This window comes from Pseudoalteromonas mucoides (genome assembly GCF_049257175.1).
GTDB lineage: Bacteria > Pseudomonadota > Gammaproteobacteria > Enterobacterales > Alteromonadaceae > Pseudoalteromonas.
The window spans coordinates 93,859-120,079 of the sequence record NZ_JBMMUC010000003.1 but is presented as its reverse complement, the minus strand read 5'-3'; the positions used below and the strand labels follow the sequence as shown (position 1 = coordinate 120,079).

19 protein-coding genes are annotated in these 26,221 nt (G+C 40.4%); 9 read left to right on the top strand and 10 right to left on the bottom strand.

Annotated features, from left to right (window positions below; translation table 11 throughout):
- Positions 1-73: 73 nt before the first annotated feature.
- The gene (locus tag AAEU30_RS03890; RefSeq protein WP_421959400.1) at positions 74-3,046 is read right to left on the bottom strand and encodes a TonB-dependent receptor; all 2,973 of its coding nucleotides are present in this window, start codon (positions 3,044-3,046) and stop codon (positions 74-76) included.
- Positions 3,047-3,360: 314 nt separating this feature from the next.
- Positions 3,361-4,290, bottom strand: a complete 930-nt coding sequence (locus AAEU30_RS03885; protein WP_421959399.1) for a GGDEF domain-containing protein — start codon at positions 4,288-4,290, stop codon at positions 3,361-3,363.
- Between the two features lie 1,035 nt (positions 4,291-5,325).
- On the opposite strand from AAEU30_RS03885, the gene AAEU30_RS03880 reads away from it, so the two are divergent.
- A complete protein-coding gene (locus AAEU30_RS03880; protein ID WP_421959398.1) occupies positions 5,326-6,090 on the top strand; it encodes a hypothetical protein in 765 nt (254 codons plus the stop codon).
- Here AAEU30_RS03880 and AAEU30_RS03875 read toward each other — a convergent pair.
- Positions 6,087-7,106: a LacI family DNA-binding transcriptional regulator gene (locus AAEU30_RS03875; RefSeq protein ID WP_421959397.1), complete on the bottom strand. Its 1,020-nt coding sequence runs from the start codon at positions 7,104-7,106 to the stop codon at positions 6,087-6,089. The two genes, AAEU30_RS03880 and AAEU30_RS03875, sit on opposite strands and share 4 nt — an antisense overlap.
- Positions 7,107-7,430: 324 nt before the next feature.
- Between AAEU30_RS03875 and glk the strand changes: the two genes are divergently transcribed.
- From glk to gap, 5 genes are all read left to right on the top strand, one after another.
- The gene (gene glk / locus AAEU30_RS03870; protein WP_421959396.1) at positions 7,431-8,432 is read left to right on the top strand and encodes a glucokinase; all 1,002 of its coding nucleotides are present in this window, start codon (positions 7,431-7,433) and stop codon (positions 8,430-8,432) included.
- 36 nt (positions 8,433-8,468) lie between these two features.
- On the top strand, positions 8,469-9,482 hold the full coding sequence (locus AAEU30_RS03865; protein ID WP_421959395.1) for a LacI family DNA-binding transcriptional regulator: 1,014 nt from the start codon (positions 8,469-8,471) through the stop codon (positions 9,480-9,482).
- Between the two features lie 426 nt (positions 9,483-9,908).
- Positions 9,909-11,759 carry a phosphogluconate dehydratase gene (edd, locus tag AAEU30_RS03860; protein ID WP_421959592.1) on the top strand — a complete coding sequence of 617 codons (1,851 nt, stop codon included), beginning with the start codon at positions 9,909-9,911 and terminating at the stop codon, positions 11,757-11,759.
- Positions 11,760-11,793: 34 nt separating this feature from the next.
- Positions 11,794-12,414: a bifunctional 4-hydroxy-2-oxoglutarate aldolase/2-dehydro-3-deoxy-phosphogluconate aldolase gene (eda, locus tag AAEU30_RS03855; protein ID WP_421959394.1), complete on the top strand. Its 621-nt coding sequence runs from the start codon at positions 11,794-11,796 to the stop codon at positions 12,412-12,414.
- Positions 12,415-12,432: 18 nt separating this feature from the next.
- Positions 12,433-13,437, top strand: coding sequence for a type I glyceraldehyde-3-phosphate dehydrogenase (gene gap, locus AAEU30_RS03850; RefSeq protein ID WP_421959393.1), 1,005 nt, complete (start codon positions 12,433-12,435; stop codon positions 13,435-13,437).
- Between the two features lie 69 nt (positions 13,438-13,506).
- On the opposite strand, the gene AAEU30_RS03845 is transcribed toward gap, so the two are convergent.
- The 4 genes from AAEU30_RS03845 to AAEU30_RS03830 form a co-directional block, all read right to left on the bottom strand.
- Positions 13,507-14,781 carry a leucine-rich repeat-containing protein kinase family protein gene (locus tag AAEU30_RS03845; protein ID WP_421959392.1) on the bottom strand — a complete coding sequence of 425 codons (1,275 nt, stop codon included), beginning with the start codon at positions 14,779-14,781 and terminating at the stop codon, positions 13,507-13,509.
- Positions 14,782-14,860: 79 nt separating this feature from the next.
- A complete protein-coding gene (locus AAEU30_RS03840; protein ID WP_421959391.1) occupies positions 14,861-15,574 on the bottom strand; it encodes a YebC/PmpR family DNA-binding transcriptional regulator in 714 nt (237 codons plus the stop codon).
- Between the two features lie 201 nt (positions 15,575-15,775).
- Positions 15,776-17,860, bottom strand: coding sequence for a M13 family metallopeptidase (locus AAEU30_RS03835; RefSeq protein ID WP_421959390.1), 2,085 nt, complete (start codon positions 17,858-17,860; stop codon positions 15,776-15,778).
- Positions 17,861-17,969: 109 nt separating this feature from the next.
- Positions 17,970-19,718: an ABCB family ABC transporter ATP-binding protein/permease gene (locus tag AAEU30_RS03830; protein WP_421959591.1), complete on the bottom strand. Its 1,749-nt coding sequence runs from the start codon at positions 19,716-19,718 to the stop codon at positions 17,970-17,972.
- A gap of 370 nt (positions 19,719-20,088) precedes the next feature.
- Between AAEU30_RS03830 and AAEU30_RS03825 the strand changes: the two genes are divergently transcribed.
- The 3 genes from AAEU30_RS03825 (at position 20,089) to secF (ending at position 23,407) form a co-directional block, all read left to right on the top strand.
- Positions 20,089-20,559, top strand: a complete 471-nt coding sequence (locus AAEU30_RS03825; protein ID WP_421959389.1) for a hypothetical protein — start codon at positions 20,089-20,091, stop codon at positions 20,557-20,559.
- A gap of 92 nt (positions 20,560-20,651) precedes the next feature.
- Positions 20,652-22,493 carry a protein translocase subunit SecD gene (gene secD, locus AAEU30_RS03820; protein WP_421959388.1) on the top strand — a complete coding sequence of 614 codons (1,842 nt, stop codon included), beginning with the start codon at positions 20,652-20,654 and terminating at the stop codon, positions 22,491-22,493.
- Positions 22,490-23,407 carry a protein translocase subunit SecF gene (gene secF / locus AAEU30_RS03815; RefSeq protein ID WP_421959387.1) on the top strand — a complete coding sequence of 306 codons (918 nt, stop codon included), beginning with the start codon at positions 22,490-22,492 and terminating at the stop codon, positions 23,405-23,407. Before secD ends, secF begins: the two co-directional genes overlap by 4 nt.
- A 67-nt stretch (positions 23,408-23,474) precedes the next feature.
- On the opposite strand, the gene ttcA is transcribed toward secF, so the two are convergent.
- From ttcA to AAEU30_RS03800, 3 genes are all read right to left on the bottom strand, one after another.
- A complete protein-coding gene (ttcA, locus tag AAEU30_RS03810; RefSeq protein WP_421959386.1) occupies positions 23,475-24,383 on the bottom strand; it encodes a tRNA 2-thiocytidine(32) synthetase TtcA in 909 nt (302 codons plus the stop codon).
- Between the two features lie 87 nt (positions 24,384-24,470).
- Entirely contained in the window at positions 24,471-25,394 is a 924-nt protein-coding gene (gene uspE / locus AAEU30_RS03805) for a universal stress protein UspE (RefSeq protein WP_421959385.1), read from the bottom strand.
- A 92-nt stretch (positions 25,395-25,486) separates the two neighbouring features.
- Complete coding sequence (locus AAEU30_RS03800; protein ID WP_421959384.1) at positions 25,487-26,221, bottom strand: FNR family transcription factor; 735 nt, start codon at positions 26,219-26,221, stop codon at positions 25,487-25,489.

Here is a 26,221-nt window from a genome sequence, read left to right as displayed (position 1 = left end):
TAAATGTAAAAAGCCGCTAACACAGTAGCGGCTTAATAATGCTTTATTAATATATAGCGTTTATCACTATTAATTAAAAGTTGTAGCGCATACCGATATTATAGCGAGCGCCGTTTTGTTCAAGGTTCCATAATTGAGCTTCATAGCGGCCATGTTGACGCATATTTTGCTCAGTTATATTAATACCTTCAATAAAGAACGACATCTGTTCACTGTAATTATAGGCAACATTAAAATCAATTTGATAATACTCTTCAGTAAAACTTGGCTCATTAACGTATCTTGCAGCACTGTTTAAGAATTTATCACGCCAGTTATAGGCAATACGCGCTTGAAACTTATCATTTTCATACATGGCGATAAAGTTAGCTGTATCACTTAAACCTACTAATGCAAACTGAGTGGTGGTCGGATCGGCGGCAACGTCAAAGTCGATATCACCGTTTACGATTGTGTAGTTTGCTTGTAAACCAAAGCCAGTATCACCAAAGAAGTGTTGAACAGCAAATTCATATCCATCAATTTTAGCGTCTTTATTATTGGTGGGTACTTGTGCTGTAAAGTCCATCAGTGGGTCGTCACTGTTTGGCAATACATCATAAGCGGCTTCAAATTCTTCGTAGCTCATCGAGTCAAAAGCAACGCCATTTTCCATCGCAGCGACCATTTGGAATAAATTTGAATCTGTTAACGCTAAACCTTGTGCTTCTAGTTCAGCTCTCGCTGCTTCGGCACGAGGCCCTGCCGATACATCGCGAAGACCATAATAGTTTTGTGTCATTGGTGATAAACCAATAAAGTTATCTACTTTTTTGTTAAAGTAACCTAATGAGATATAACTAACATCAGTAAAATACCATTCAGCTGATACATCAAAGTTATCAGATTCAAGTGGTACAAGCCCAGGATTACCCGTTGCAGCAGGTGCATTGGTTGTTCCAGGAATAATTGTGGGTCCGGTAGGTACGCCAACGGTAGCCGCTGAACTTAAACTATCATAGGTAGGGCGGGCGATTGTGGTGCTATAAGATGCACGTAATGTTACATCATCAAGTACATTGATATCAAAATCTAAACTAGGTAAAAAGTGATTGTAACTTGAGCTTAATGAGTAATCTTCTTTGTTTGTTCCGTAGCGTACATTAAAGTCGTTATTTCCTTCCCATGCTACGGCATCGGGTAAATCTATGTTCGCTGTTGAGGTTATATCGGTTGTCTCATAGCGTGCACCAATAACTAGATTAAATGGCATATTGCCAATTTCATTGGTGTAGTTATATTGTACAAATGCCGCTTTAATGTCTTCTTCTATGGTGCGATTGGTTGCAAACGCGCCATCGGCTGCAAAATTAAAACCGTATTGTTCAGCCGCCCAGTAGCCAACTTCAGATGCACTACCTGTAAAACCTTGATTAAATGAGCCATCCGTATTGTAGTCATCAAACTCAGCTAGGAAATTGGTTGGATCTAAATAACCTTCAGGCAGCTCACCTGGATTTTCAATGCCCCAGTTACCCATGGTATTACGAGTAAGTGATTGCAGTGAGTGGCTCTCCATTGAGCGAGCTTCTACACCGAAGTCGATACTGCCGTTATCCATTTCATAGCTACCGTGTAAACGAAATTCATCAACAGTAGACTCTTGACTAGCAAAGTTTGAATCTAAAATAGAGGTTCCTACATCAGATTGTTCCAGTGTATTTGTGCAGTTTAAATTGGTGCGGCTACAGTCATCAAAATCAATGATCATTGATGGTAAATCACGGCTAAAATCAACTTCTTGAGCAGCGACTACATTGGCTCCTAAACCTGCATTTACCCAACTACCGTATTCGGCATCAGGTTTGCTAGTGGCTTTTGAGCTATGGACATCAAGCATAAAGCTCAGTTGATCATTAAAAAAATATTCAATGTTTAAACCGATCGAATTATTTTCGTTTACTTGGTTTTGTTCTTGTAGTGCTAAACCTAGGTCACGGGTTGACAAGTCACGACGTTCTTCGCGGTAATAAATCGGTGTTTTTACGTCATTGTCATCAAAAGTTAAATGAGTTTTATAGTTATCCATCCAAATTGATTGCTCAGCGCGGGCTTCAAACAACTCTTGTTGCGAGTAAGTGTAATCAAGGGTGGCTGTAAATGAGTCAATCGGGCTGTATTGTAATGTTAGCTGTGCATTCGTACGTGTACGTTCGCGATCGGCAATTGTGTAGCGTAAATCGGATGGCATCGAATAGTACTGGCCCATGGCAGGTGCGTTTTCGACAATTATGTCATCGGCAGCTTGAGGGATAGTGCCGTCATACTCAGTGGTACGCCATTCGTTTACAAATGCGCCGGTGCCTGAGCTATCACGTTGTTGCATACTGGCGGTAAGGGATGCGCCAAATTGAGCATCTTCATCCGTCCAGCTAAAAATACCTGAGATTTCAGGGGTGATATCATCACCTACGCGGTTTGTAGTATCATGTTGGGCTTTTACACCAATATTGGCAACAAGGCCTGGGTTATCAAGCGGGCGGGCGGTGTTTATATTGATAGTGGCGCCAATACCGCCAGACGCAATTTGTGCTTTACCTGTTTTATAAACTTCAACAGATTTAACACTTTCAGATGCAAGGTTAGCAAAGTCATATGCACGTGAATTTGGTGTACCACCGCCGGCTGGTAAAGAAGCTGCAGGCATTGTACGGCCATTCAAGGTCACCATATTATAATCTGGGCCAAAACCACGCACAGTTACTTTGGAGCCTTCACCGTTACTACGGTCTATTGAAACACCAGTAATGCGTTGCAGTGATTCGGCTAAATTAGTATCAGGGAACTTACCAATGTCCTCAGAAGAAATAGCATCAACCACACCCGATGAATAACGCTTGAGTTGTGTTGACTCTTTAATACTTCCTTTAAACCCCGTTACTTGAATGACTTCTACATCATCTAGTGGCTCAACTTCAGCGGCTAAGATCGGCAATGCAGTTGATGCACTTAAAACTAAAGATAGGCTAGTAGCCAACTTTGTTTTCTTCAAAATATGATTCGACATTAGGTTTCCCTCGTACTTTTATCATTATTATTAACCGCAAAATAAAATTAAGCGATATTACTGTGTGTGGAAGCGCTTCCAGAAAGTTGTGGATCTATTTGTTGGAAGCGCTTCCAGAAAGGCTAGTGGATTTTTCCCGTATCGTCAACTGTTGTGATTAATAAAATGTTTTTAAAATGTATTTAATAATTAACAATATAAAAAAAGCTATGCAAAATAAGCGGGTTGGCAGTATTTAATAAATGACAATATTTTTCTTTAATTAAATATTATATGAAAAACAGTGTCGTGAAATGATTTGAAACTCAGTTAAGTCATCTTATTTGTGCTGCTATATTTTCATTTGGTAGGAATTGATTTTGGTCAGTGCTTACGACTTGGTCACGCCCTTGAGATTTCGCAATGTACAAACGTTTATCTGCAAACTCTAATAGGCGCTTAATTGAGCATGAGTGGGTGTCACAACAACTTACTCCGGCACTAACTGAAAGGTTAAGTGTATTGCCTTTATATTTTAAGGTGTTTTCTCTTATGGCTAAACAAATATTTTGTGTAGTGCGTTTTGCTTGATTGAGGGTTTGCTCAGGTAACAAAATAGCAAACTCTTCACCACCGATGCGTGCAGCGATATCATTGTCATTAAGTTGGTTTAAAATATGCTGAGCAATCCACTTTATTGCCATATCACCGGTACTATGACCATATTGATCATTCACTTTTTTAAAGTGATCTATGTCTATCATTACAACTGATAATGCGTGTTTATGGGATTTTAATTCTTTGCTTATTTTATCACCGTTGATAAAGAAGCCCCTGCGGTTTAGCAAGTTGGTGAGTGCATCGCGATTAACTAAACGTTGTAATTTAGCTTCTAAATCTGCAAATAGCACGAATGGCATCACCACGGCGGTAGCGGTTGCCAGTATTAAGTGATTAATTAGGATGACTTGTAATGGCTGGGTAAAATCATAAACAGTGGCACTTATTATCGGTACTGCTAAAAGTGCAGCCTGAATAAACATAATTAAACTGTGAATACAAAAGCAAGCAAGTAGAATTTTTTGTTGTATGTGGGCATTGGTATGTATTTTATAAACTATTGTTGCGGCATGCAAAAATAGGGTGGCGATGATGATAGTCGTTAATAATTGCCCACCGCTAAGATCGTATAAAGGCAATAGCAGTAGAGCACTTGTAGCTAATACAATAAAATATGGTAGGGCTGCTTTTGTTTTATGTGACACTATTTGCAAGCCAATAATTGCTAAAAGGGGGCTCGCAATTATAAATAAATCAGCTAAATAATGCGTTATAAAAGGTTGGTCAATAACTAATCTTAGGCAGGCTAGCACTTGTGCACCAGCAAAGGTAGCGCATGCAAGTGAAAAGTATAAGTAGCAGCGCTGCCTTTTATAATAATATACAGATAAAAAGAAACAACTTATTAAAATATTTAAAAGTAGTGAGATGCCTATTACTGTAGGTAAATGCAGCATTTGAAGTTGCTCTGTGTTTAACTGTATTAATCGGTTAAGTATTATGTATTAGTTTGTCTATAGCAAGACAATGCTAATTAACTAGTTAAAAATAATAATATAGTTGTGCTTTATCAATGCTGAATAGTTGGAAAAGTCTCATTCAACTTACTTAATATGGAAAATAAATAAACTATGTTTATTTCTGATGTTTCCACAAAACAGTTACAACAGGGTCAAGTACGGTGGTGATAATCAAAATAAAGTAATTATAAAAAGTAAAGATAAACCAGCGGATGTTGTTAATACGGTATTGTGAATATTCATTCCCTATTTACTGACGTTATTTTGGCCACTTTTGTTGTCGGTAGAGTCGATACTGTATTTTTTGAATTTAAAAGTCAGAGTATTAAGGCGTGTTGACCTTTCGCGATTGATTTTGCAGCAGTATGTTTGGTATTTAGGCAAGGCAGAGCCTATGTAGTGTGGTTGTTCCCCATAAATAGGCGATAACGTAGTATAAATACCAAACATGCGCTGCCATGGGGTCTTCCTAGGGGCGATTAACTCTTTGTTGCCTACATGGATTGTAGGTAAGGGGCGTGAGCAGGACGCGGAAGCTTTGCTCGGTTTTTACTTAGCCCGCTAGGTTACAAACCTCGCGCCGCGATTAAATCGCCCCTAGATTGAACAAATTTCAATCCACAAAGGTCAACACGCCCTAAAAAAGAAGTACTATTTAACTGGCTTTGCTGTATCAATAAAGGTACTTTAGGGAGTGTTCTATATATAGAGAAAAGTGATATGGAAACCCCCAACTTTTTAATGACAAGTTTAGCGTTTATATCGTTAATATCAATTAATGCATTTAGTGCAGAGGTGAATTTAAATTCAAACCCGTTTCTAGAGGAAAATAAACCCTCGCAAGGGCCACAAGTGTTTTCTTTTTCAAATCAGCCAGAAAGGGTCCCTGATATTTTTAACGGATCTAGCTATGTTGAACTGGCAAAGCAAACTCAAGTTAATGGTTTTGCCTTAGTAGAGCCTGACAAGGTTATTGATTTAACTACTTGGATAGAAGGTTTTGCACAGTACAGCGAGACTTTCTCAAGAAAATTAAAACCTTTAATATTGGCTGAGCAATCAGATTATGATCAAAGCTATTTAGTCAATAATTTTGCTGCAGATATCGATAATCTGGAATCTCTAATAAGCAAAGAGTTTACAGTGAAAAGTAAAAACTTGGGGGGGAATTTTATTGCAGGTAAAGGGTGGGATCACCTCACCTATATAGTTACCCATCCCGACTACGAAGTTGTGGTAATTGAAGTTCAAGCATTTGATGAAAGCTCAGGGGCGGTAATGGACGCTGATGCGATAAATTATCAGGTAAAAGGCAGTCCCGCTATACTTTATGTATTGCAAGATAAGACAGGTAACGCGTCTACGCAGCTTTCATGGTTAACACCACAGGCATCGTACAATATTCAACTTGAAAAAAACGTAAATACAGTGGCATTACAAAGTAAATTTAACACCTTAGTAGAGGCAATCACACCTGATGATTAAACACTTGAACCGCGAATGATCAATCGTGGTGGTAGTAAAGTGTTTTCAACCTCATCACCGCGTATCAGCTTGAGTAAATTATTTACCAGCATTTGACCTGCAAGGGTTGTGTCCTGTTGTACCGTAGTCAGTGGGGGGTTTGTGAAACTGGCTACTGCAATGTTATCAAACCCAACTACATGCACATCACTGGGTACTTTTATACCGGCTTCTTTCAGTGCTCTAATAGCACCTATCGCAATTAAATCACTTGCTGCAAACAACGAGTTAAACGCAATATTATTAGCAATTAACGAACGCGTGGCGTGGTAGCCAGACTCTTCAGTAGAAATAGCGTTGGCCATCTTACGTTCGCTTAAGCTTACACCGTTGCGGTTAAACTCGTCTTTGAAACCTTGATATCGGGCAAAAAATTCAGGGCTGTGTTCTGATGCATCACCAATAAATGCGCAATCTTTGCGATTGCTTTTTAACAGATGCTCAGCCGCAAGTCTTCCGCCTCCGTAATTATCACAGCTAACCGTTAAGTCTGGGCGGTTATCAACACTGGCTCCCCAACAAACAAATTTTGTATTTTGCTCTATTAGGCTTCTGAACTTGGCCTGGTAATCTACATAATCACCGTAACCTAATAATATGATGCCATCAGCGCGATGGCTATCTTCATAATCGGCTTGCCAGTCTGCGCTAGTGGATTGGAATGAAACCAGTAAATCATAGCCTTCGCTAGCGCATGCACGTGTAATACTGCCAAGCATGGCGAGAAAGAATGGGTTTATTTGCGAGTCATCAGCAGTCGGGTCTTCAAACAGTAACAAAGCGAGAGTACTACTTTGTTGTGTACGCAAATTACTGGCATTTTTATCTACTTTGTAATTTAACTGTTTGGCTACGTCAAAAACACGTTTACGCGTTTCTTCATTCACTAACGGACTATTACGTAATGCGCGCGATACAGTAGATTGTGAAACCCCTGCGTAGTGGGCAATATCAAATGATGTAGCTTTACCTTTCATATACACAACCTAGTAAGAGACGACGTAAGCAAACTGCTAACACTTCGTACCATTTTCGTTGATTTGTTAATTTTTTCAAGCAATTTATCAGGATTTGAATATTTATATTGATTCGAACCTGACACCGGTGTCATAATGTTGGTGTTTTATCATTTTGTTGTCAAAACGTATTGGCTGCCCATTTATGGGCAGCATTTTTTACTAGGATAGCTACTTTGAGGTGATAGCTCAAAGTTTATCTCTTAGCGATGGCAAAGCCGTTGAAACTATAATAATAAGCTTGGTTATAGCTATTTAATAAACCGCTTAGACAAAAGAGAAAACATGAACAGTTGCAACCTAAATACAGAATTCGCCCCCATTTTAGTCGCCGATATTGGCGGCACTAATGCTCGCTTTGCTATGATTACGGCGTTCAAGCCTGAGCTGAACCAATTTGTAATTGAGCATAATATCACATTTCCAAGCGCAGACTTTGCTTCTTTAGAAGCCGCACTTGCACATTATCTATCGCGAGTAAGCCATATTAAACCTACTCGCGCATGCCTTGCTGTTGCAGGCCCTATAAAAGCAGGGCAAGTACACCTGACAAACTTAGGTTGGCATTTTAGTGTTGATCACGTTAAAACCGAATTTAATTTTGCACAACTTGAAGTTATTAATGACTTTGCAGCATTCGCTTATGCGGCACCTTACTTGGATTTACAACAGAATATTACTGTTAAAGCTGGACAAGCTGATGTAGATGCAACTATAGCCGTTATGGGCCCTGGTACTGGTTTTGGCGCAGCAAGTTTAGTGAGAAGTAGTCAAGGCAGTGCCGTTCTTAGCTGTGAAGCCGGCCATATTAGCCTCGCCGCAGTTAATGAACTCGACTCACAGCTTATTAATGAACTACGTAAGCAACTACCACATGTATCAGTAGAAACTGTATTTTCAGGCCCTGGTATTAGCCACTTGTATCAAGCTATGGCAGCCGTTAAGGGTGTTGAAGCAAAAAACTTAACAGCAGCACAAATCAGTGAGTTAGCAAACAGCGGTGAGTGTACTGTGTGCGATGCAACCTTGAACCAATTTTGTGATTGGATCGGTAGTGTAGCAGGGGATTTGGCACTTACTTTTGGTGCGTTAGGTGGTGTATTTATTGGTGGCGGTATTTTACCTCGCATGCAAGCTCGCTTATTAGCGAGTCGTTTTGTTGAGCGCTTCACGGCAAAAGGGATTATGTCTCAGTATGTTGGCCAGATACCTGTAACCTTGGTTATTCAGGATAATATTCCGCTTATTGGGGCAGCAGCTTGTTTGCATGTTAATGAGCAGGCATAAAACACCGCTTTATAAGGGTGTCATTGGGAAGTTTGGATGAAAAAAGTTACTATAAATAGTGTTGCAAGTTATGCTGGCGTGTCTAAAAAGACGGTGTCACGGGTTCTAAACAACGAACCTAACGTCAGTGATGCGACTCGTGAAAAAGTTCTAAAAGTATTTAAAGAACTTGATTACACGCCCAATCCAATTGCCCGGGGTTTAGCGCAGAACCGAAGTTTTATTATTGGTTGTATTTACGATAATCCTAGTAAAAGTTATATCACGCGTGTGCAAACCGGTGCTTTAGCTGCCTGCCAAGAAAATAATTATAACTTGTTGATTCACCCGTGTGATTTGCGTGGCGATGCCTTGATCAGCAACATTGAGCATTTGATTCAAACTTCACGCCTCGATGGCTTGGTACTTACCCCGCCATTTTCAGACTTCAAAGTGTTGGTTGATTTCCTCAAAGCTAAAAAAATACCGTATGCTCGGGTTGCATCAGCAGTACTTGATGATGAGTCAATATCTGTGCGCAGTAATGATGAGCAGGGCGCATTTGAAATTACAGAGCATTTAATTCGTTTGGGCCACAAGTCAATCGCATTTATTAAAGGTCATCCAGATCACAGTGCAACTGAGCAGCGTTTTAATGGGTATTTAAGAGCGCTTAATACTCATGGTATTGAATTCAACGAGCGTTTAGTTGAAGAAGGTAACTTTAGTTATCATTCAGGTGTTGATAGTGCACGTAGCATATTAGATTTAACGCCTAGACCAACAGCAGTATTTGCATCGAATGATTACATGGCTGCAGCGGTACTTAAACTCGCTACTCAGCGCCAGCTAAAGGTACCTGATGATATTTCGATTGCGGGCTTTGATAATGCACCAATCGCAAGGCACATTTGGCCTGGCTTAACAACGATAGCTCAGCCAGTTGAAGACATGACAAAACAAGCAGTGACTAAATTAATAGAGCACATAGGTGAGCCACAAGAACAACCTTACCAAGTAACATTAGAAGCACGTTTAATCACTCGTGAGTCTACTGCGCAAATCAAATAACTGTTAGCGCTTCGCTAATCTTATTAAATCATTTAATAGCTTACCTGAGTGCTGAATAATCTGCACTTGGGTGTTTTTGCTCAGCATCACTTTTTGCTTATACCCTCCCTTTAAATAACCCCAACTAAATGATAATAAGATGTATTTGCATGGATTAAAGCCGAGAAGCTAGCTTTATTTTAAATTTTAGGTGTTCATTATTTGGTCATTTAAAATAATTATACTAAATTTAAGTGATAAGGTTGACACCGGTGTCACAGTCATGCGTTAATACAGTGACACCGGTGTCAGGTTGATTGTGAGAGACAACCTGACAACGTATACCTTTGAACGGGTAAATCAAAGATGCTCAGTGCAATTACATTCGTGGAGTATGTTGTTGCCACTGAGCCTTTATCCTCTAACCATAGAGATGAGTCGAATTTTATGTTGCATCCTCGTATTCAAGAAGTCACCGAACGCGTCATCGAACGCAGTAAAACAACCCGCCAAGCCTATTTAGAACGTATTAATCACGCAAAAAAACAAACAAGAGTTCGTTCAGGTCTAGGTTGCGGAAATATTGCCCATGTTATGGCTGCATGTAGCAGCGATGACAAAGCTCGCTTAAAAGCAGACGAGCAGCCAAATTTGGCTATTATCAATTCATATAACGACATGCTTTCTGCGCATGTACCGTATAAAGATTTTCCAGATCTAATTAAAGACATTGCGACTAAATATGATGCCACAGCGCAAGTAGCCGGTGGTGTACCCGCTATGTGTGATGGTGTGACACAGGGTCGTGATGGCATGGAGTTATCGCTTTTTTCTCGTGACGTTATTGCGATGTCTACAGCGGTATCACTGTCGCACGATGTATTTGACGGTGTGTTTTGTTTAGGTGTGTGTGACAAAATTGTCCCAGGCCTTTTAATTGGCGCATTATCTTTCGGTCATTTACCTGTGTATTTCTTACCAGCAGGGCCAATGCAATCAGGTATTCCTAATAAAGAAAAAGCCCGTGTACGTCAAAAGTTTGCACAAGGCCTAGTGAGTCGTGATGAACTATTAGAAGCTGAAAGTGCGTCATATCACAGTGCCGGTACTTGTACTTTTTACGGGACTGCCAACTCAAACCAAATGTTAATGGAAATAATGGGGTTACACCTTCCAGGTAGCTCATTCATTAACCCTTACACAGAGTTACGTGATGGCTTAACTGGTAATGCAGTTGAGACTATGCTTAAACAGTTAATCCAAAGTAAAGATGCTAATACTCTTGCTGATGTGGTAACTGAAAAAACCATTATCAATGGCTTAGTTGGTTTATTATCTACGGGTGGCTCTACTAACCATGCAATCCACTTAGTCGCCATTGCAAAAGCCGCGGGTGTCCAGCTTACATGGAAAGACATGTCAGACTTATCTGAAGTGGTGCCTCTGTTAACTCGTATCTACCCAAATGGTTCTGCTGATGTAAATCACTTCCAAGCAGCAGGTGGTATGGGCTTTTTAATGAAGCAGCTAGTTGGCGCTGGATTCTTACACAATGATGTTAAGACGATTGTAGGCGAAGGCCTAGAAGCGTATACCCAAGAGCCTCGATTAGACACTGATAATAACTTGATCATGACCGACAGCTCTGGTCCGAGCAAAGTTAAATGGGTTCCTTGCCCTGAAAAATCACTTGATGAAGAAGTACTTCGTCCTATTGATAACCCATTTAGCAAGCAAGGTGGCTTACAGCTATTAACGGGTAATTTGGGCAAAGCGGTTATTAAAGTATCTGCTGTAGCAATAGAGCATCAAGTGGTAACTGCACCTGCTAAAGTATTTAGCTCGCAAGGTGCGCTGCAAGAAGCTTATTCTCGTGGCGAATTAAATCAAGACTTTATCGCTGTATTAAAAGAACAAGGCCCTAAAGCGAAAGGCATGCCGGAGCTTCATAAGCTCACACCTGTTATGGCAACACTTCAGGATCAAGGTTTTAAAGTTGCAATTGTAACCGATGGTCGTATGTCAGGTGCATCAGGCAAAGTACCTGCGGCAATCCATTTGGCACCTGAAGCGGTTGAAGGGGGCATTATCGCAAAAATTCATGAGGGTGATGTAGTCACACTCGATGCACCGGCAGGTATTTTAAAACTTCACGTGAGTGAGGATGAACTTGCACAGCGTGAACTACAGCTTAGTCCTGCTGCCTTAACATTTGGTACTGGACGTGAGTTGTTTGAAGGATTCAGAAACATTGTAAGTAGCGCAGATTTAGGCGCTAGTGCGTTTGGAATAGAATAATAATTAGCCATTCACAGGGTAATGAGGACATACAATGAGCATAGAAAAAATCCTATCATCGGCACCGGTTGTGCCAGTTGTGGTGATAGACAAACTTGAAGATGCTGCACCGCTTGCTAGAGCACTTTATAACGGCGGCCTAAAAGCATTGGAAATTACACTGCGTACACCAATTGCCGCAGAAGCAGTTAAATTGATGAAAGCAGAAGTACCACAAGCCTATGTAGGCACAGGTACTGTGGTTGATAAAGCAAGCTTTGATGCATCTGTTGCTGCAGGTGCTGACTTTATGGTCAGCCCAGGTGTAAATGACGAGCTTTTAGCATTAGCTAAAGACAGTGATATCCCATTTTTACCGGGCGCAGCAACGCCTAGTGAAGTGATGAAACTGGCGAGCCATGGTTTTAAGTTTTTAAAGTTCTTCCCAGCTGAAGCTGCGGGCGGCACTGCCATGCTTAAATCTATTGGCGCACCATTGCCACAGGTTACCTTCTGCCCAACAGGTGGCATTAGTTTAGCGACGGCACCAAATTACTTGGCACTGAACAACGTGATTTGTGTAGGTGGCACCTGGATGCTGGATAAACAACTTATTGAAAACAAAGACTGGCAAGCCATTGAAGCGCTTGCTCGCCAAGCAAGTGAAGTTAAATAATTTAAGGGGAATTTTAAAATGATTAATGTAGCAATTAATGGCTATGGCCGAATTGGTCGCAATGTATTACGTGCACTTTATGAGTCAGCTCAAAATAACGATATTAAAATCGTTGCAATTAATGACTTAGCACCAGCGAACGTAAACGCACACCTTACTCAATTTGACTCAGTGCATGGTCAATTCTCTCAAAAAGTAACGCTTGCTGATAATACAATGCTTATTGGCGATGACGTAATTACCCTGACTCAAGAGCGCGATCCAGCAAATTTACCATGGAAAGAGCTAAACGTAGATATCGTTTTAGAATGTACAGGCTTTTTCACTAAGCGTGATGACGCAGCTAAGCACATTACTGCCGGCGCGAAAAAAGTAATTGTTTCTGCTCCTGGTACTGATTTAGACGCAACAGTTGTTCATGGTGTTAACAGCGACGTAATTAATGCTGATAGCAACATCATCTCAAACGCATCTTGTACGACTAACTGTTTAGCGCCAATTGCAAAAGCTATTAACGACACTGTAGGTATTGAGCAAGGTAGCATGACAACAATCCATGCTTACACGAATGACCAAAACCTATCAGATGTTTATCACCCTGATTTATACCGTGCACGTAGTGCGACTCAGTCTATGATCCCAACTAAAACAGGTGCAGCAAAAGCAGTTGGCTTAGTATTACCTGAACTTGCGGGTAAACTTGATGGTATGTCGGTACGTGTTCCAACAATTAACGTATCATTGGTTGATTTCACGTTTATCACTAAGCGCGAAACAACAGCTGCTGAAATCAATGAAGTAATGAAAGCCGCTTCTGAAGGTTCGATGAAAGAAATCCTAGAGTACAACGAGCTTCCGCTTGTTTCTATTGATTTTAATCATAACCCAGCGTCATCAATTTTTGATTCAACGCAAACTAAAGCCGAAGGTAAATTAGTTAAAGTAATGGCTTGGTATGATAACGAGTGGGGTTTTTCAAACCGCATGTTAGACCAAGTTAAAGCATTAGGTCAGTACTTATAATTGACTTTATAAAAGTTTAGCTTTATCCACCAAAGCCGCGTAAATCGCGGCTTTTTTGCGTTCTCATTTTTATAATTGAGCACTGAGGGTTGAAAGATTTGGGCGCTTTGCTATTTCTATGCTCATACATTGCTGCGCAATGAGATTAAGCTGAGCGGATTTTTGTGAATCCTCGTTACAAACAATGAGTAAGTCATCAATTAAGCAGCCAATTGCCCTTACTTCTATCATCTGCATTTGCAGGCGTTGATAGTCAGTGAGTGAGTTTAGATCAGTCGCTGCACCAAAATCACCAAACAATACGTTGTAATCATCGTTTATCATAATATTATGGGCATAGACATCACCATGGCTTATTTTATTAGCATGTAAATGGGCTAAGGTACTGACCATTTGTTTCGCTATGTGTGAAATGGCAGCAGCACTAAATTGCGTGTACTCTGTAAAGGTGTCGCGAGTACAGGTTTCAAGTGTGGGTGGTAAACCAAGGTTTTGATAATCTTGGCTTATAAGCTCCATAACAAGGCCTAATTGCTGTGGGTTATCAATATACGCAAGCACCTTGATAAGATTAGCGTGAACGCCGGCTTGTAAACAGCAGTTTACTTCATCGAGAGGGTAGCCATCACTGGTTATTGCCCCTTTAAATAACTTTAATGCCACGCTTTGTTGTTGCCAATCAGCTAAATGAATTATGCCCGATGCACCCTCACCAATTTGTTTTAGAAGCGTAAACTCGTTGAGTTCGGCTTGCATTAAGTCAGCATTGTGTAACGATTGCGATTTATTAAACTCGTTTCCAGCAAAGGCAAGCCAAGTTAGCTTGGGAAGTTCAAACAGCCAATCATCTAGTTGAGTCAGTTTATTTGCTGATAAACGCACAAGCTCTAGTGCTTGGCAGTTTTTCATACTCTGCGGCAAGCTTGTTAATTTATTGCCCGCCAGTGCCAATTTACGCAGCTGTGTTAACTCACCAAATGACGCTGGTAATTGCTCAATCTGATTATCGGTTAAAATTAGCCATTGAGTTGTAACCGGTAAGCTATGCTCGGCAAATTCACTAACCTGATTCCCTTTAAACGCAATCATAATAAGGGCTGGGCACTTGGCTAATACTGCAGGAATATGCTTAAACTGATTAAACGACAAAAACACTCGTTTTAGCTTTGTTAAGCAGGCAAATTCATCGGGTAAATCTTTGAGGTTATTATTAGAGAGGTCAAGTACTTCAAGGGTGTCTGCAAGCGTAAAAATCTCTTTTGGGAATGTGTCTAGCTGCTCAACTAATTGTAAGCGTTTTGCCCCAACTAATTGACCACTGCGAAGCTGTTCAAGGGTATTCAAAATACAATTCCGTTTATTATGTTTAAAAATTAAAAAGGCCAAACTAAGTTGGCCTCTTTTTAAGTTTTAATGAATGCAATTAAAACTGTGCGTTGTGGTACACGTTTTGTACATCGTCACAATCTTCAAGCATAGCTAAAAAGCGCTCCATCAATTCTACGTCTTCACCCTCGATAGGGGCTTCAACTTGTGGTACAAACGCAATTAAATCTTCGTCAAACTCAGTGATGCCCATTTCTTCAAGCGCTGTACGGGTGTTGTTGTACTCAGTGTGAGGAGCAAATACTGTTACTTTACCAGCTTCAACTTCTACGTCAGTAACATCAACATCTGCCATCATTAGTGCTTCAAGAACTGTTTCGTCATCATCGCCATCAAACACAAAAATTGCTAGGTGATCAAATAAGTGAGATACCGAATTTTGTGCGCCAATTTTAGCGTTGGCTTTAGTAAAACATACACGTACATCGGCAAAAGTACGCTTGTTGTTGTCAGTTAAACAATCAACAATAATCATGCAGTTACCTGGGCCATAACCTTCATAGCGGGTTGCAGCGTAATCTTCACCGCCGCCACCCTTGGCTTTGTCGATAGCTCGCTCAATAACATGGGCAGGCACTTGGTCTTTCTTTGCGCGTTCTATTAAACGACGAAGTGCTAAGTTGCCATCTGGATCAACGCCACCATTTTTAGCGCAAATATAAATTTCTTTTCCGTACTTTGAGTAAACTTTTGTTTTAGCACCCGCAGTTTTAGCCATTGAATCTTTTTTGTTTTGGTAAGCTCTTCCCATCTGCGTTTCGCCTTAAATGATTTTTAAAAGTATAAATTTTGTAATGCCGTATTCTAAAGGTAAATTTCGGGTAGGGCTAGTAAGTATTCGAAGATTAAAGTGCGAGCAGTGATAATGAGCCCGCTTTAGGGCTGTACGAATAAAATAACCCGCGAATGCGGGTTATTTTACGGTTTATGATTTTTTATTCACGGGTATAAGTTACCAAATACGTACACGCTCTTCCTCAGGTAAGTAAAGTTCATCACCAGGTTTTACATCAAATGCTTTGTACCAAGCATCATGATTACGCGGGGCTTGTGCTCTGAAGCGACCTGGTGCGTGCGTGCCACCACGCAGTTGATTTAGCATACTTTGCTCTGTGCGTTTTTCTTTCCATACTTGCGCCCAAGCTAGAAAGAAACGTTGATCGCCCGTTAAGCCATCAATCACAGGGGCTTCCTTACCATTTAAGCTTAATTTATATGCATGGTAAGCCATTGCTAAGCCGCCCACGTCACCAATGTTTTCACCTAAGCTGTTACGACCATTTACGAAATTACCTGGGATTGGCTCGTACTGGCTGTACTGGGCTGCAAGCTGATCGGCTTTAGCATCAAATGCTGCACGGTCGGCGTCAGTCCACCAGTTACGTTGAACACCATTGGCATCTGATTTAGAGCCTTGATCGTCAAAGCCATGCCCCATTTCATGACCAATAACAGCACCTATGCCGCCATAGTTAACCGCTGAATCGGCATTTGGATCAAAAAATGGCGGTTGTAAAATAGCAGCAGGAAATACAATCTCATTAAATGAGCTATTGTAATAAGCGTTAACGCGTTGTGGTGTCATTCCCCAGCGATTACGATCGGTTTTTTCAAGCTCTTTGGCAACGCTATCAGCTCTAAAAAATTTACGGGTGTTTTTAACATTTTCCATCAAATCAGTTTTACTAATTGTTAAACCATTATATGACTGCCATATATCTGGGTAACCAATTTTTGGTACAAATGCGGCTAATTTAGCATGCGCATTTACTTTGGTTTCTTCGCCCATCCAATCGAGGTTATCAATACGTTCACCGAGGGCGGTGCGTAAGTTTTCAACTAGCTCAGACATTTGTTGTTTGGATGACTCAGGGAAGTAACGTTCAACATACACTTTACCAATCGCAAAACCTAACGATGTGGTTCCTGACATTTGGTTAATAGCACGTTTCCAGCGAGGACGAGGCTGCTGTTGACCGTTTAACTCTTTACCATAAAAATCAAAGTTGGTATTAAAGACTTCTTCTGATAATAGTGACGCGTTACCGCTCAGTGCGTGATAAGTTAAGTAGTCTTTCCATACAGCTAAATCTTCTTGATTGATTAGCTCAATCATGGCTTTAACAGGTTCTGGTTGAGAAACATTAAGCTGCGGTACTTTATAGCCCGTTTGCGCAAAATAAAGATCCCAATCAAAATCGGGGTAGGTTGTGCTGAGTTCGTCACGTTTTATTTGATTTAATGTAAGATCGCGATTACGGCGTTTTTCACGCGGCCAATGACCTTGTGCAATTTTTGTCTCAAGCGCTAAGACTGATTTTGCACGTTCTTCACTGTTATCAACGCCTGCCAATGTTAGCATTTCACTGATATGTGCAACATAGGCTGCGCGTGTTTTTACAAAACGCTCAGAATCTTCAAGATAATAGGAGCGGTCAGGTAAACCTAAGCCACCGGCGCCTAATGACATTTCATACTTATTAGGGTCTAGACGGTTGAACCACATACCACCGCCAATTGGGGAGTTTACACCCGATAGCCACGCTTGCCCAAATAACGTAGTTAAATCATCAATCGATGAAACGGCCTTAATGTTATCAAGCAGCGGTTTTATAGGAGCTAAACCCAATTTATTGAGCGTTTGTGTATCCATATAGGCATTGTAAAAATCTGCAATGAGTTGCTCTTCTGCATTTAAATCATCACGTGCTGCGATTTCTTCAATGATTTCTTTAACACGCTCTTCGCTGCGCTCTGCTAATCCTGAAAACGCGCCATAGCGAGTTTTGTCTGCTGGCATTTCGTAGTTGTCATACCATGTACCACTGGCGTACATAAAAAAGTCGTCGCCAGGTTTCACTGCATCATTACGCGCTGTAAGATCAACACCAAAACTACCAAGCTCTGCTTTTTGTTCGGTTGTTGTCGTTGCTTCGGCTGTTTTAGCTGTTTGTGTTTCAACTTCGGTTGTTTCAGGCTTTGAGCAGCCTGCTAAGAATAGGGCTGCGATTGCTGCTGCAACAAGTGTTTTTTTCATTAAATTGCCTTTATTATTTTTTATTTAGTTTTAATGAACAATTGTTATTGAGAATGGTGTACAAAACAAATTATTTGAGTTGAATCCCTTAACAGCTCGATAAGTTGAGCTAGTTTGTGGATTTGGTTTGTTGTAACTGCCACATATGTGCATACTCTCCTTGTTTTTCAAGCAATACTTGATGAGTACCCTGCTCAACTAATCGACCGTGTTTAAGCACAATTATATTATCAGCATCAGTAATGGTTGATAATCGATGAGCAATAACAATACTTGTATGACTGCTAGCAACTTCTTGCATTGCGCTCAAAATAGCTTGCTCAGAATGAGAGTCAAGTGCTGAAGTTGCTTCGTCAAAAATTAAAATAGGGGATTTTTTTAAGATAGCCCGGGCAATTGCTATGCGCTGTTTTTCGCCGCCAGATACTTTTAATCCGCGCTCACCTACTAAGGTTTGATCGCCTTTTTCTAAGCTGTTAATAAAATCAGTTAAATGTGCCATGGTAATGGCTGTATCAATCTCTTCATCAGTGGCCGCAGGTCGCCCGTAGGCAATGTTTTCGCGTATGCTGGTATTAAACAATACGGTGTCTTGCGGCACGATGGCGATGGCTTGGCGTAAACTATGTAGTGTTACTTCGTTAATTGCTTGTCCGTCAATGGTTATAGTGCCTGCAGTTGTATCGTAAAAACGATAAAATAAGCGTGCTAATGTACTTTTACCTGCACCACTTGCGCCTACAATGGCAACTTTACTGTTAGCAGCTATTTTAAAACTTAAATTATTAATGATAGGGCGATTAGTATGGTAGTAGAATTCTACAGCGTTAAAGCTTATCTCTCCTTTAGTTAGTAATAGCGGTTTAGCACCTACTTTATCTATTATGGTTGGTTTTCGAGTAAGAAGCCCGAGCATGTTTTCTAAGTCGGTAAGAGCGCGGCGAATTTCCCTATACACAAAGCCTAAAAAGTTGAGCGGTAAAAATAACTGAATCATGTAGGCGTTAATCATAACCAGTTCACCAATAGTCAGTTGCCCAGATACAACATCTGCTGCGCCAAGCCACATTAATGCGGTAATGGCACCTGCTATGATTAATGCTTGGCCTGAATTGAGTGCTAATAGAGACAATCTGTTTTTAAGCCTGGCATGCTCCCAGGTAGCTAAAAAAGTATCGTAATTACTTTCTTCAAATTGTTCATTATTAAAGTATTTCACGGTTTCATAATTAAGTAGGCTATCTACTGCGCGACTATTACTGTTGTTATCGGCTTGGTTAGCTTCGCGGATGAATCGGTTACGCCATTGAGTGACACTAACAGTAAAGGTAATATAAACAATTACTGCGAGCAAAGTCACAAGCGCAAACCAAGGTGAAAATAATGTCGCAAATATAACCGCAACAATCACTATTTCTAGTAATGTTGGCACGATGTTAAACATTAAGAAACGCATTAAAAAACTGAGGCCTTTAGTACCACGCTCAATATCACGGCTAATGCCACCGGTTTGTCTATCTAAATGAAAACCCAGTTCAAGAGCATGTAGATGCTTAAACACTTTTAGACCAATGTGACGCATGGCATGTTCTGTGACACGTCCGAATAGGGCATCTCGCACTTCACCTAAAAACACGCCAGCAAAGCGAAGCCCACCATACAGTACTAATAAGGCTATAGGCACTATCAATACGGCATGTAAGTTACCGTCGACTGTATCAATGATTTCTTTTAACGCCCAAGGCATTAAAAGTGTGGCACCTTTTGCGCCTACAAGTGCCAGTAAAGCTAAAACGACACGACCTTTAAATGCCATTAAATAGGGCCAAAGTGTTTTAATACTTTGGCTGAGATTCATCGCGTCTTGATGTTTCGTTACTTCTTTTTGGCCGGCGCCGCGCATATTTTTCCTGATTAATTAATACGTTATTAAGTCTGATAGTAAAGCCGAGTATAAACTTTAATGACAGCTATACTCAAATAATTCAGCCATACCCTTGGGTATAATAAATTCTTAACACTGAGTTAAATACAGGATGTAAGAATATGAAAATGATTGAATAGGCCGCACATAAAGAAAATACACCACTTGAGTCTTTTCATTTTGAAAGACGGGAGTTACATGATGAAGATGTTGCCATTGAAATTTTATATTGCGGTTTAATTAATCATTGAATTATTTCAAATTGCCCCCATATATCTGCTTACTGATATTAATAGATTATAAAATGATTCGCTTTCGGCTAATTTTTTCTGTGTTGTTATTTGTTGTTGCATTTTTTAGTGCACAAAGCAATGCTGCGGGAGCAGATAAAGCAAATTGGGGTCAATCTTTTACTGCTCATGAGTCCCTTATAGATTTGAATAGTGAACACAGCATAAAAATACAATTATTTGATAAGACTGAATTAGTTAAACATGTTTCCCATGAGCAAAATCCCTCTGGTTTTGAGCCAGCTTACTTTCGTTTAGTTGTTAGTAATTCATCTTTATTTTTACATCAGGTTCAAGTTGAGCCTAATTATGCCCCTATCTTTGAATTTTTTACTCCAACCCTTGGCAAAGAACTGTTTTTACAACCTTTAGAGCCGCCAATAAAGCAACCATGGTATACGGCTTATGAGGGGAGAAAATCACGTTTAAGTGGTTGGAAAGACGCTAATCTGATTTATCGAGCAAGAAACACTTACCATAGTTAATTCCTACATTAATTTATAAACCTAAACCAATTAAAAAATTAATGTGCCTAATAGGCATAAACCAATGCTATGCGTTGGTTTAAAGGAAAGTTATGTTTAAAAAAAGTTCGAAAAAACCGTTGTGGCAACGGCTTAAAATTAGCTATGTGGCAATGTTTATGGCACTGATGCTATTAGCTATCAGTGCGTTACCTAATTTATACCCCGCTAAATCTTGGCTGCATATCCAAATGCAAGATAGTCAAATTGCAGTGCAAGTAGACAAGCAAAAAGATGTTATCGCGTTTCTTAATCAGCATGGTTTTCAAGTTGCGCAATCTATTGATGAGCCACAATTGAATGGCGGCTCGTTAAATATCTTACTTAACACGCCTAGTAAAAGTGCGGCAGCACAACAGGTATTAAAAGCCGAATTTACTTCACTTGAAACTAAGGTTGTGACTCATCAAACAAGTCCCTCGTGGGTCCAAGGACTTGGGCTTGCTCCTATCAAACTAGGGTTAGATTTAAATGGCGGTGTGCTCTTTGTTTTAGACGTTGATCTAGATAAAGCACAGCAAGAGCAGCTTGATAGTGCATTTGAGCAAACCAAAACCATTATTCGGGAACAAAAAGCTCGAGGAGTCAGAGTGCAAAAAAATGACGCTGGATTTGAACTTCATGCTTTAGATAAATCCCTCTCTGACTTAGAAAGCGTTAAGGATGAAGTTTTAGCACGTTTTGAGCGTTTGCAAGCAACGAGTCATAATCAAGGGAATATGACATCAATGGCATTTAGCTTTAGCGAGAGCGGAGTCAGCTCATTTACAAAAGAAGTGATGAGCCAAACACTCACAACGCTCAGAGGCCGTATTGAAGAGCTAGGAATTACCGAAGCAGTCACTCAGCGTCAAGGCAAGCAACGTATTCGTATTGAATTACCAGGCGTGCAAGACCCAGCAGAAGCAAAGCGTATAATTGGTGCGACAGCGTCTTTAGATTTTTATCAATTAAAAGAAGTGGGAGGTAAATCATTTAAGCATAAAGACGGCGGAACAATTAACTTAGATCCGGTGGCTATTTTTTCAGGGCAGCATATTAATAATGCTCAATCCGGACGAGATGAGTGGGGAAAACCATTAGTTCAATTAAGTTTAGATAGCCAAGGTGGTGAGGCTATGTCAGCGTTCTCAAAACGCAATATAGGTAAACCGATGGCTACAGTCTACTCTGAGTATTACCAAAATGAGCAGGGTGAGATTGTAAAAAATAGCGAAGTCATCAATGTAGCCAATATTATTCAGCATTTGAGTAGTCGGTTTAGTATTACCAATATGCAAAGTGCACAAGCAGCACAAGACTTAGCTCTTTTGTTACGTGCAGGGTCATTAACCGCGCCAGTTACCATAGTTCAAGAACAAACCATTGGGCCAAGCTTAGGGGCTGATAACATAACCAATGGCTTAGCAGCCTTAATGCTTGGAATGGGAATTACACTCGTTTTTATGGCGCTGTGGTATCGCCGTTTAGGCTTGATTGCAAATATAGCGTTATTGCTAAACTTAACCGCACTTGTCGGTTTAATGTCGTTGCTACCAGGTGTTGTATTAACACTGCCAGGAATCGCAGGCTTAGTGCTAACAATAGGTATGGCGGTCGATACTAATGTGATTATTTTTGAGCGTATTAGGGAGGAGCGTCGTAAAGGGCGAGCGCCTTATCAAGCTATCGAACAAGGGTATAACCAAGCATTTAGCACTATTTTCGATGCCAACATAACTACCATGATCACTGCGATTATTTTATACAGCATAGGGTATGGGCCTATTAAAGGGTTCGCTATTACGTTAGCGCTAGGGCTTATTACTAGTGTGTTTACAGGCGTCTATGTTTCAAAAGCATTAAGCCAATCTTTGTACTTAAAACTGGCTGATAAACAAGGAGCAAGCGCATGAAAATCAATTATAATTGGTTAAAAAGTGGCTCCAAAATGCGTTTTGCAGGCTTGGTAATCTCACTAGTGTTAATATTTATTTCAACATTTGGTATTGCCAGCAAAGGGCTTAATTTTGGCCTCGATTTTACTGGGGGTTATTTAACTGAATTTACGACAAGTACGCCACTGACACTAAGTCAGTTGAGCAGTAAAATTGATGCCTCAGGGTTAGAGAATTATACTGTAGCTGCGCAGTCGGCTCAGCATTTTCAACTAAGAGAAAGTGAGCAGCATAACCCTTGGTTAGATACACTTGAGCTGAACGAGGATTTTTCAGTGAATGTTTTGTCCTCTTCTTATTTAGGCTCGCAAGTAGGTGATGAATTGTTTGAGCAAGGTTGCTTAGCTTTGTTTGCGGCCATGGTTGCGGTGATGTTGTATTTAGCTATGCGGTTTGAGTGGCGTTTAGCACTGGGGGCTGTGGTTGCATTGTTACACGATATTATTATTATTGTAGGGCTTTTTGCTTGGTTACAGCTTGAATTTAATTTAACCGTGCTTGCAAGCTTACTCGCCATAATCGGTTATTCCCTTAATGATTCTATTATTGTAGGAGATAGGGTTAGGGAGCTATTACGTATTGAGACCGCGCAGAACCTTGCGGTAGATAAAGTGATCAATAATGCAATTAGCAGCACATTAACGCGAACGTTAATTACCTCAGGTACGACACTTGCTACTGTCGCAAGTGTTTGGCTGCTAGCTGGGGCACCACTTCAAGGGTTCTCAATTGCATTATTTACAGGGATAGTTGTAGGCACGCTATCATCAATTTGTATCGCTGCCACGCTACCTCAACTTTTAGGCTTAAGTGCTGAAAATTATAAAGTGAAATTGGATGAAAAAAGCCAAGCATTAATGGATATGCCTTAACTTTTCGTTCTATGATCAAAAATGCCGCGATTAACGCGGCATTTTTAATATAAATAAGGGGGGGCAATTAACTTAAGTTGATAGTGACCACATCAGCCGTTTCTTGTTCAGGCTCTACGCTAGGCTGTTTTGGAATATCAGGTTTATCTAGAGCAATATCACCGCCATCGATTACATCACCGGTTTGCAAGTTGGCAAAATCAAACAGTTCATTGTCAGCTAGGTGAGAAGGCACCACGTTTTGCATTGCAGTAAAAATACTTTCTATACGCCCTGGGTGCTCGGTATTCCACTTAGCAAGCATCGCTTTTGTGTGCTTACGTTGTAGGTTTTCTTGTGAGCCACATAAATTACACGGAATGATCGGGTATGCTTGGTGTATAGCATATTGTTCAATATCCGCTTCTTTGCAGTAGGCAAGTGGGCGAATAACCATGTGCTCGCCGTTATCGCTCATTAATTTGGCTGGCATACTTTTTAACTTACCGCCGTAGAACATATTTAAGAATAAGGTTTCTATCATGTCATCGCGGTGATGCCCAAGTGCTATTTTAGTGGCACCGAGCTCTTTTGCTGTGCGGTATAAAATACCGCGGCGCAGGCGAGAACATAATGAACAGGTTGTTTTACCTTCAGGGATTATATCGGTAACAATACTGTAGGTATCTTCTTCGACAATTTTATATTCTACGTCTTGAGTGTCTAGATACTCAGGCAATACATGCTCTGGGAATCCGGGCTGTTTTTGATCAAGGTTGACAACAAAAAGATCAAATTTAATCGGCGCAACACGCTGCAAGTGCTTCAGCATTTCTAAAAGGGTATAGCTGTCTTTCCCCCCTGATAAACACACCATGATGCGGTCGCCTTCTTCAATCATATTGAAGTCGATCACTGCTTGACCAGTTTGGCGGCGTAAGCGCTTTTGTAACTTATTGAAGTTAAATTGAGCTTTGGCTTGAACAGAATACGACATTACGGCCCCTTGAGATACTATACGTAAAAATAAGGGGCGTATTATATGCTGAAAATGGCAATGCTCAAAACTTATTTATTGGCTAATTTACTTTGCCAATGGAGAGATATAACCGTCAGGCTTTAATGCCAACACATCGCAATCTAAGCTGTCTATTACATGCTCTGCGGTATTGCCAACTAAGGCCGCGCTTAACCCTGTGCGGCCAACAGTACCAATAACCACTAGCTCACTGTTTAAACGTGCGGCAACATCTGGGATCACGTCTTCGGGTAAGCCCTCTTCAATCGCACAGTTCTGATGAGCGATTTGATGCTTGTCGGCTAATTCATAGGTAGACTCTAAGTGATGCTTTTTCACTGATTCGTTGTAAACACTTGGGTTAAACTCAGGGATTTCTATAGCAATATTAACCGGTGTTGCAGGGTAGGCATTCACAAGGTTTAATTTAGCATTGGCAAGCTCACATAAAAATTGTGCGTCTTTTATAATACGATTATTTAATGCTAGATGTTGCTCGTTTTCACTGACCGCGTTCACGGCAGCTAAAATATTTCCTTGCGCTGGCCATGCATGTTCTTTAACTAATAATACTGGGGCAGGGCATTTACGAATTAAGTGCCAATCTGTTGGTGTGAAGATAACAGATTTAAGAGTGTCATGTTGGTGGGTGCCTTTGACAACTAAATCAAAACCTTGATTAATGACTGTATCGATAATAGCTTCGTAAGTGCGATTGTGCCACACCACTTGGCTGTTAATTTCTAACTCAGGGTATTGCGCGAGTATTTCATCAAGCCAGGCTTGACGGTCTTTAACAACTGCGTTTCGCATAGCCTCGCGTTCATCAGATGAAAGCATAGTGGTCATTTCATATGAGAAGTCGTAGATACTCATAAAGGCGGTAATGCTAGCGCCAGACTTTTTAGCTAAATCAATTGAGCGAGATAAACCATGCTGGGAATCAGCAGTGGGATCAATAACGGCAAGAATTTGTTTGATAGTATTCATTGAGCTGCTCCTTTAACTACTTTATATACAGTGTAACGTATTATTTGCGTAGTTAAAGGTGTAGCTAAAGAAGAGTTGTTTTAGATCAAAGTTTATTTTGTGTGTATTGCAGCAGCTTCGCGTAAACCTTCACTATCTAAAATAGTAATGAATTTACCTTCTACTTTGATCAAATCAGCTTTTTGAAAACGGCTAAGCAGACGGCTGATTGTTTCAACGGTAAGGCCTAAGTAATTACCGATTTCACCCCGGGTCATAGTAAATCTGAATTCTTTACGAGAAAACCCCCGTTCACCAAACCGATTAGATAAGTTATAGATAAAGCTGGCTAGGCGTTCTTCAGCGGATTTTTTATTTAAGAGTAATAGCATTTCTTGATCGTAATTTATTTCGTTACTCATTAAGCGCATTATTTGCTGGCGCAGCTTAGGTAACTTACCTGAGAGCTCATCGAGTGTATCAAACGGTATTTCGCAAACCATTGATGTTTCAAGTGCTTGGGAAAAGCTCTGATGTTGCATTTTGTTTATTGCATCAAACCCGACTAAATCTCCGGCTAAGTGAAAGCCGGTAATTTGTTCATCCCCTTGTTCAGATAATGTGTAAGATTTAAATGAACCAGAGCGTACAGCAAAAATTGCATTTAATGGTGCGCCAGATTCAAATAAATAGTCCCCTTTATGTAAGGGCTTTTTACGCTCAATAATTTCGTCAAGTCTATCCATTTCTTGGCCGTTAAGCGTAAATGGTAAGCATAGTTGGCTGATGCTGCAGTCATTACAGCTAATTGTGCAGTTACTTTTTGCTTTATTGTGAGATAAATCCAT

Coding starts and splice junctions, on each gene's coding strand:
- AAEU30_RS03890 (WP_421959400.1), bottom strand. CDS start 3,046: ATGTCGAATCATATTTTGAAGAAAACAAAGTTGGCTACTAGCCTATCT.
- AAEU30_RS03880 (WP_421959398.1), top strand. CDS start 5,326: ATGGAAACCCCCAACTTTTTAATGACAAGTTTAGCGTTTATATCGTTA.
- AAEU30_RS03875 (WP_421959397.1), bottom strand. CDS start 7,106: ATGAAAGGTAAAGCTACATCATTTGATATTGCCCACTACGCAGGGGTT.
- glk (WP_421959396.1), top strand. CDS start 7,431: ATGAACAGTTGCAACCTAAATACAGAATTCGCCCCCATTTTAGTCGCC.
- AAEU30_RS03865 (WP_421959395.1), top strand. CDS start 8,469: ATGAAAAAAGTTACTATAAATAGTGTTGCAAGTTATGCTGGCGTGTCT.
- edd (WP_421959592.1), top strand. CDS start 9,909: ATGTTGCATCCTCGTATTCAAGAAGTCACCGAACGCGTCATCGAACGC.
- eda (WP_421959394.1), top strand. CDS start 11,794: ATGAGCATAGAAAAAATCCTATCATCGGCACCGGTTGTGCCAGTTGTG.
- gap (WP_421959393.1), top strand. CDS start 12,433: ATGATTAATGTAGCAATTAATGGCTATGGCCGAATTGGTCGCAATGTA.
- AAEU30_RS03840 (WP_421959391.1), bottom strand. CDS start 15,574: ATGGGAAGAGCTTACCAAAACAAAAAAGATTCAATGGCTAAAACTGCG.
- AAEU30_RS03835 (WP_421959390.1), bottom strand. CDS start 17,860: ATGAAAAAAACACTTGTTGCAGCAGCAATCGCAGCCCTATTCTTAGCA.
- AAEU30_RS03830 (WP_421959591.1), bottom strand. CDS start 19,718: ATGAATCTCAGCCAAAGTATTAAAACACTTTGGCCCTATTTAATGGCA.
- AAEU30_RS03825 (WP_421959389.1), top strand. CDS start 20,089: ATGATTCGCTTTCGGCTAATTTTTTCTGTGTTGTTATTTGTTGTTGCA.
- secD (WP_421959388.1), top strand. CDS start 20,652: ATGTTTAAAAAAAGTTCGAAAAAACCGTTGTGGCAACGGCTTAAAATT.
- secF (WP_421959387.1), top strand. CDS start 22,490: ATGAAAATCAATTATAATTGGTTAAAAAGTGGCTCCAAAATGCGTTTT.
- ttcA (WP_421959386.1), bottom strand. CDS start 24,383: ATGTCGTATTCTGTTCAAGCCAAAGCTCAATTTAACTTCAATAAGTTA.
- uspE (WP_421959385.1), bottom strand. CDS start 25,394: ATGAATACTATCAAACAAATTCTTGCCGTTATTGATCCCACTGCTGAT.
- AAEU30_RS03800 (WP_421959384.1), bottom strand. CDS start 26,221: ATGGATTTATCTCACAATAAAGCAAAAAGTAACTGCACAATTAGCTGT.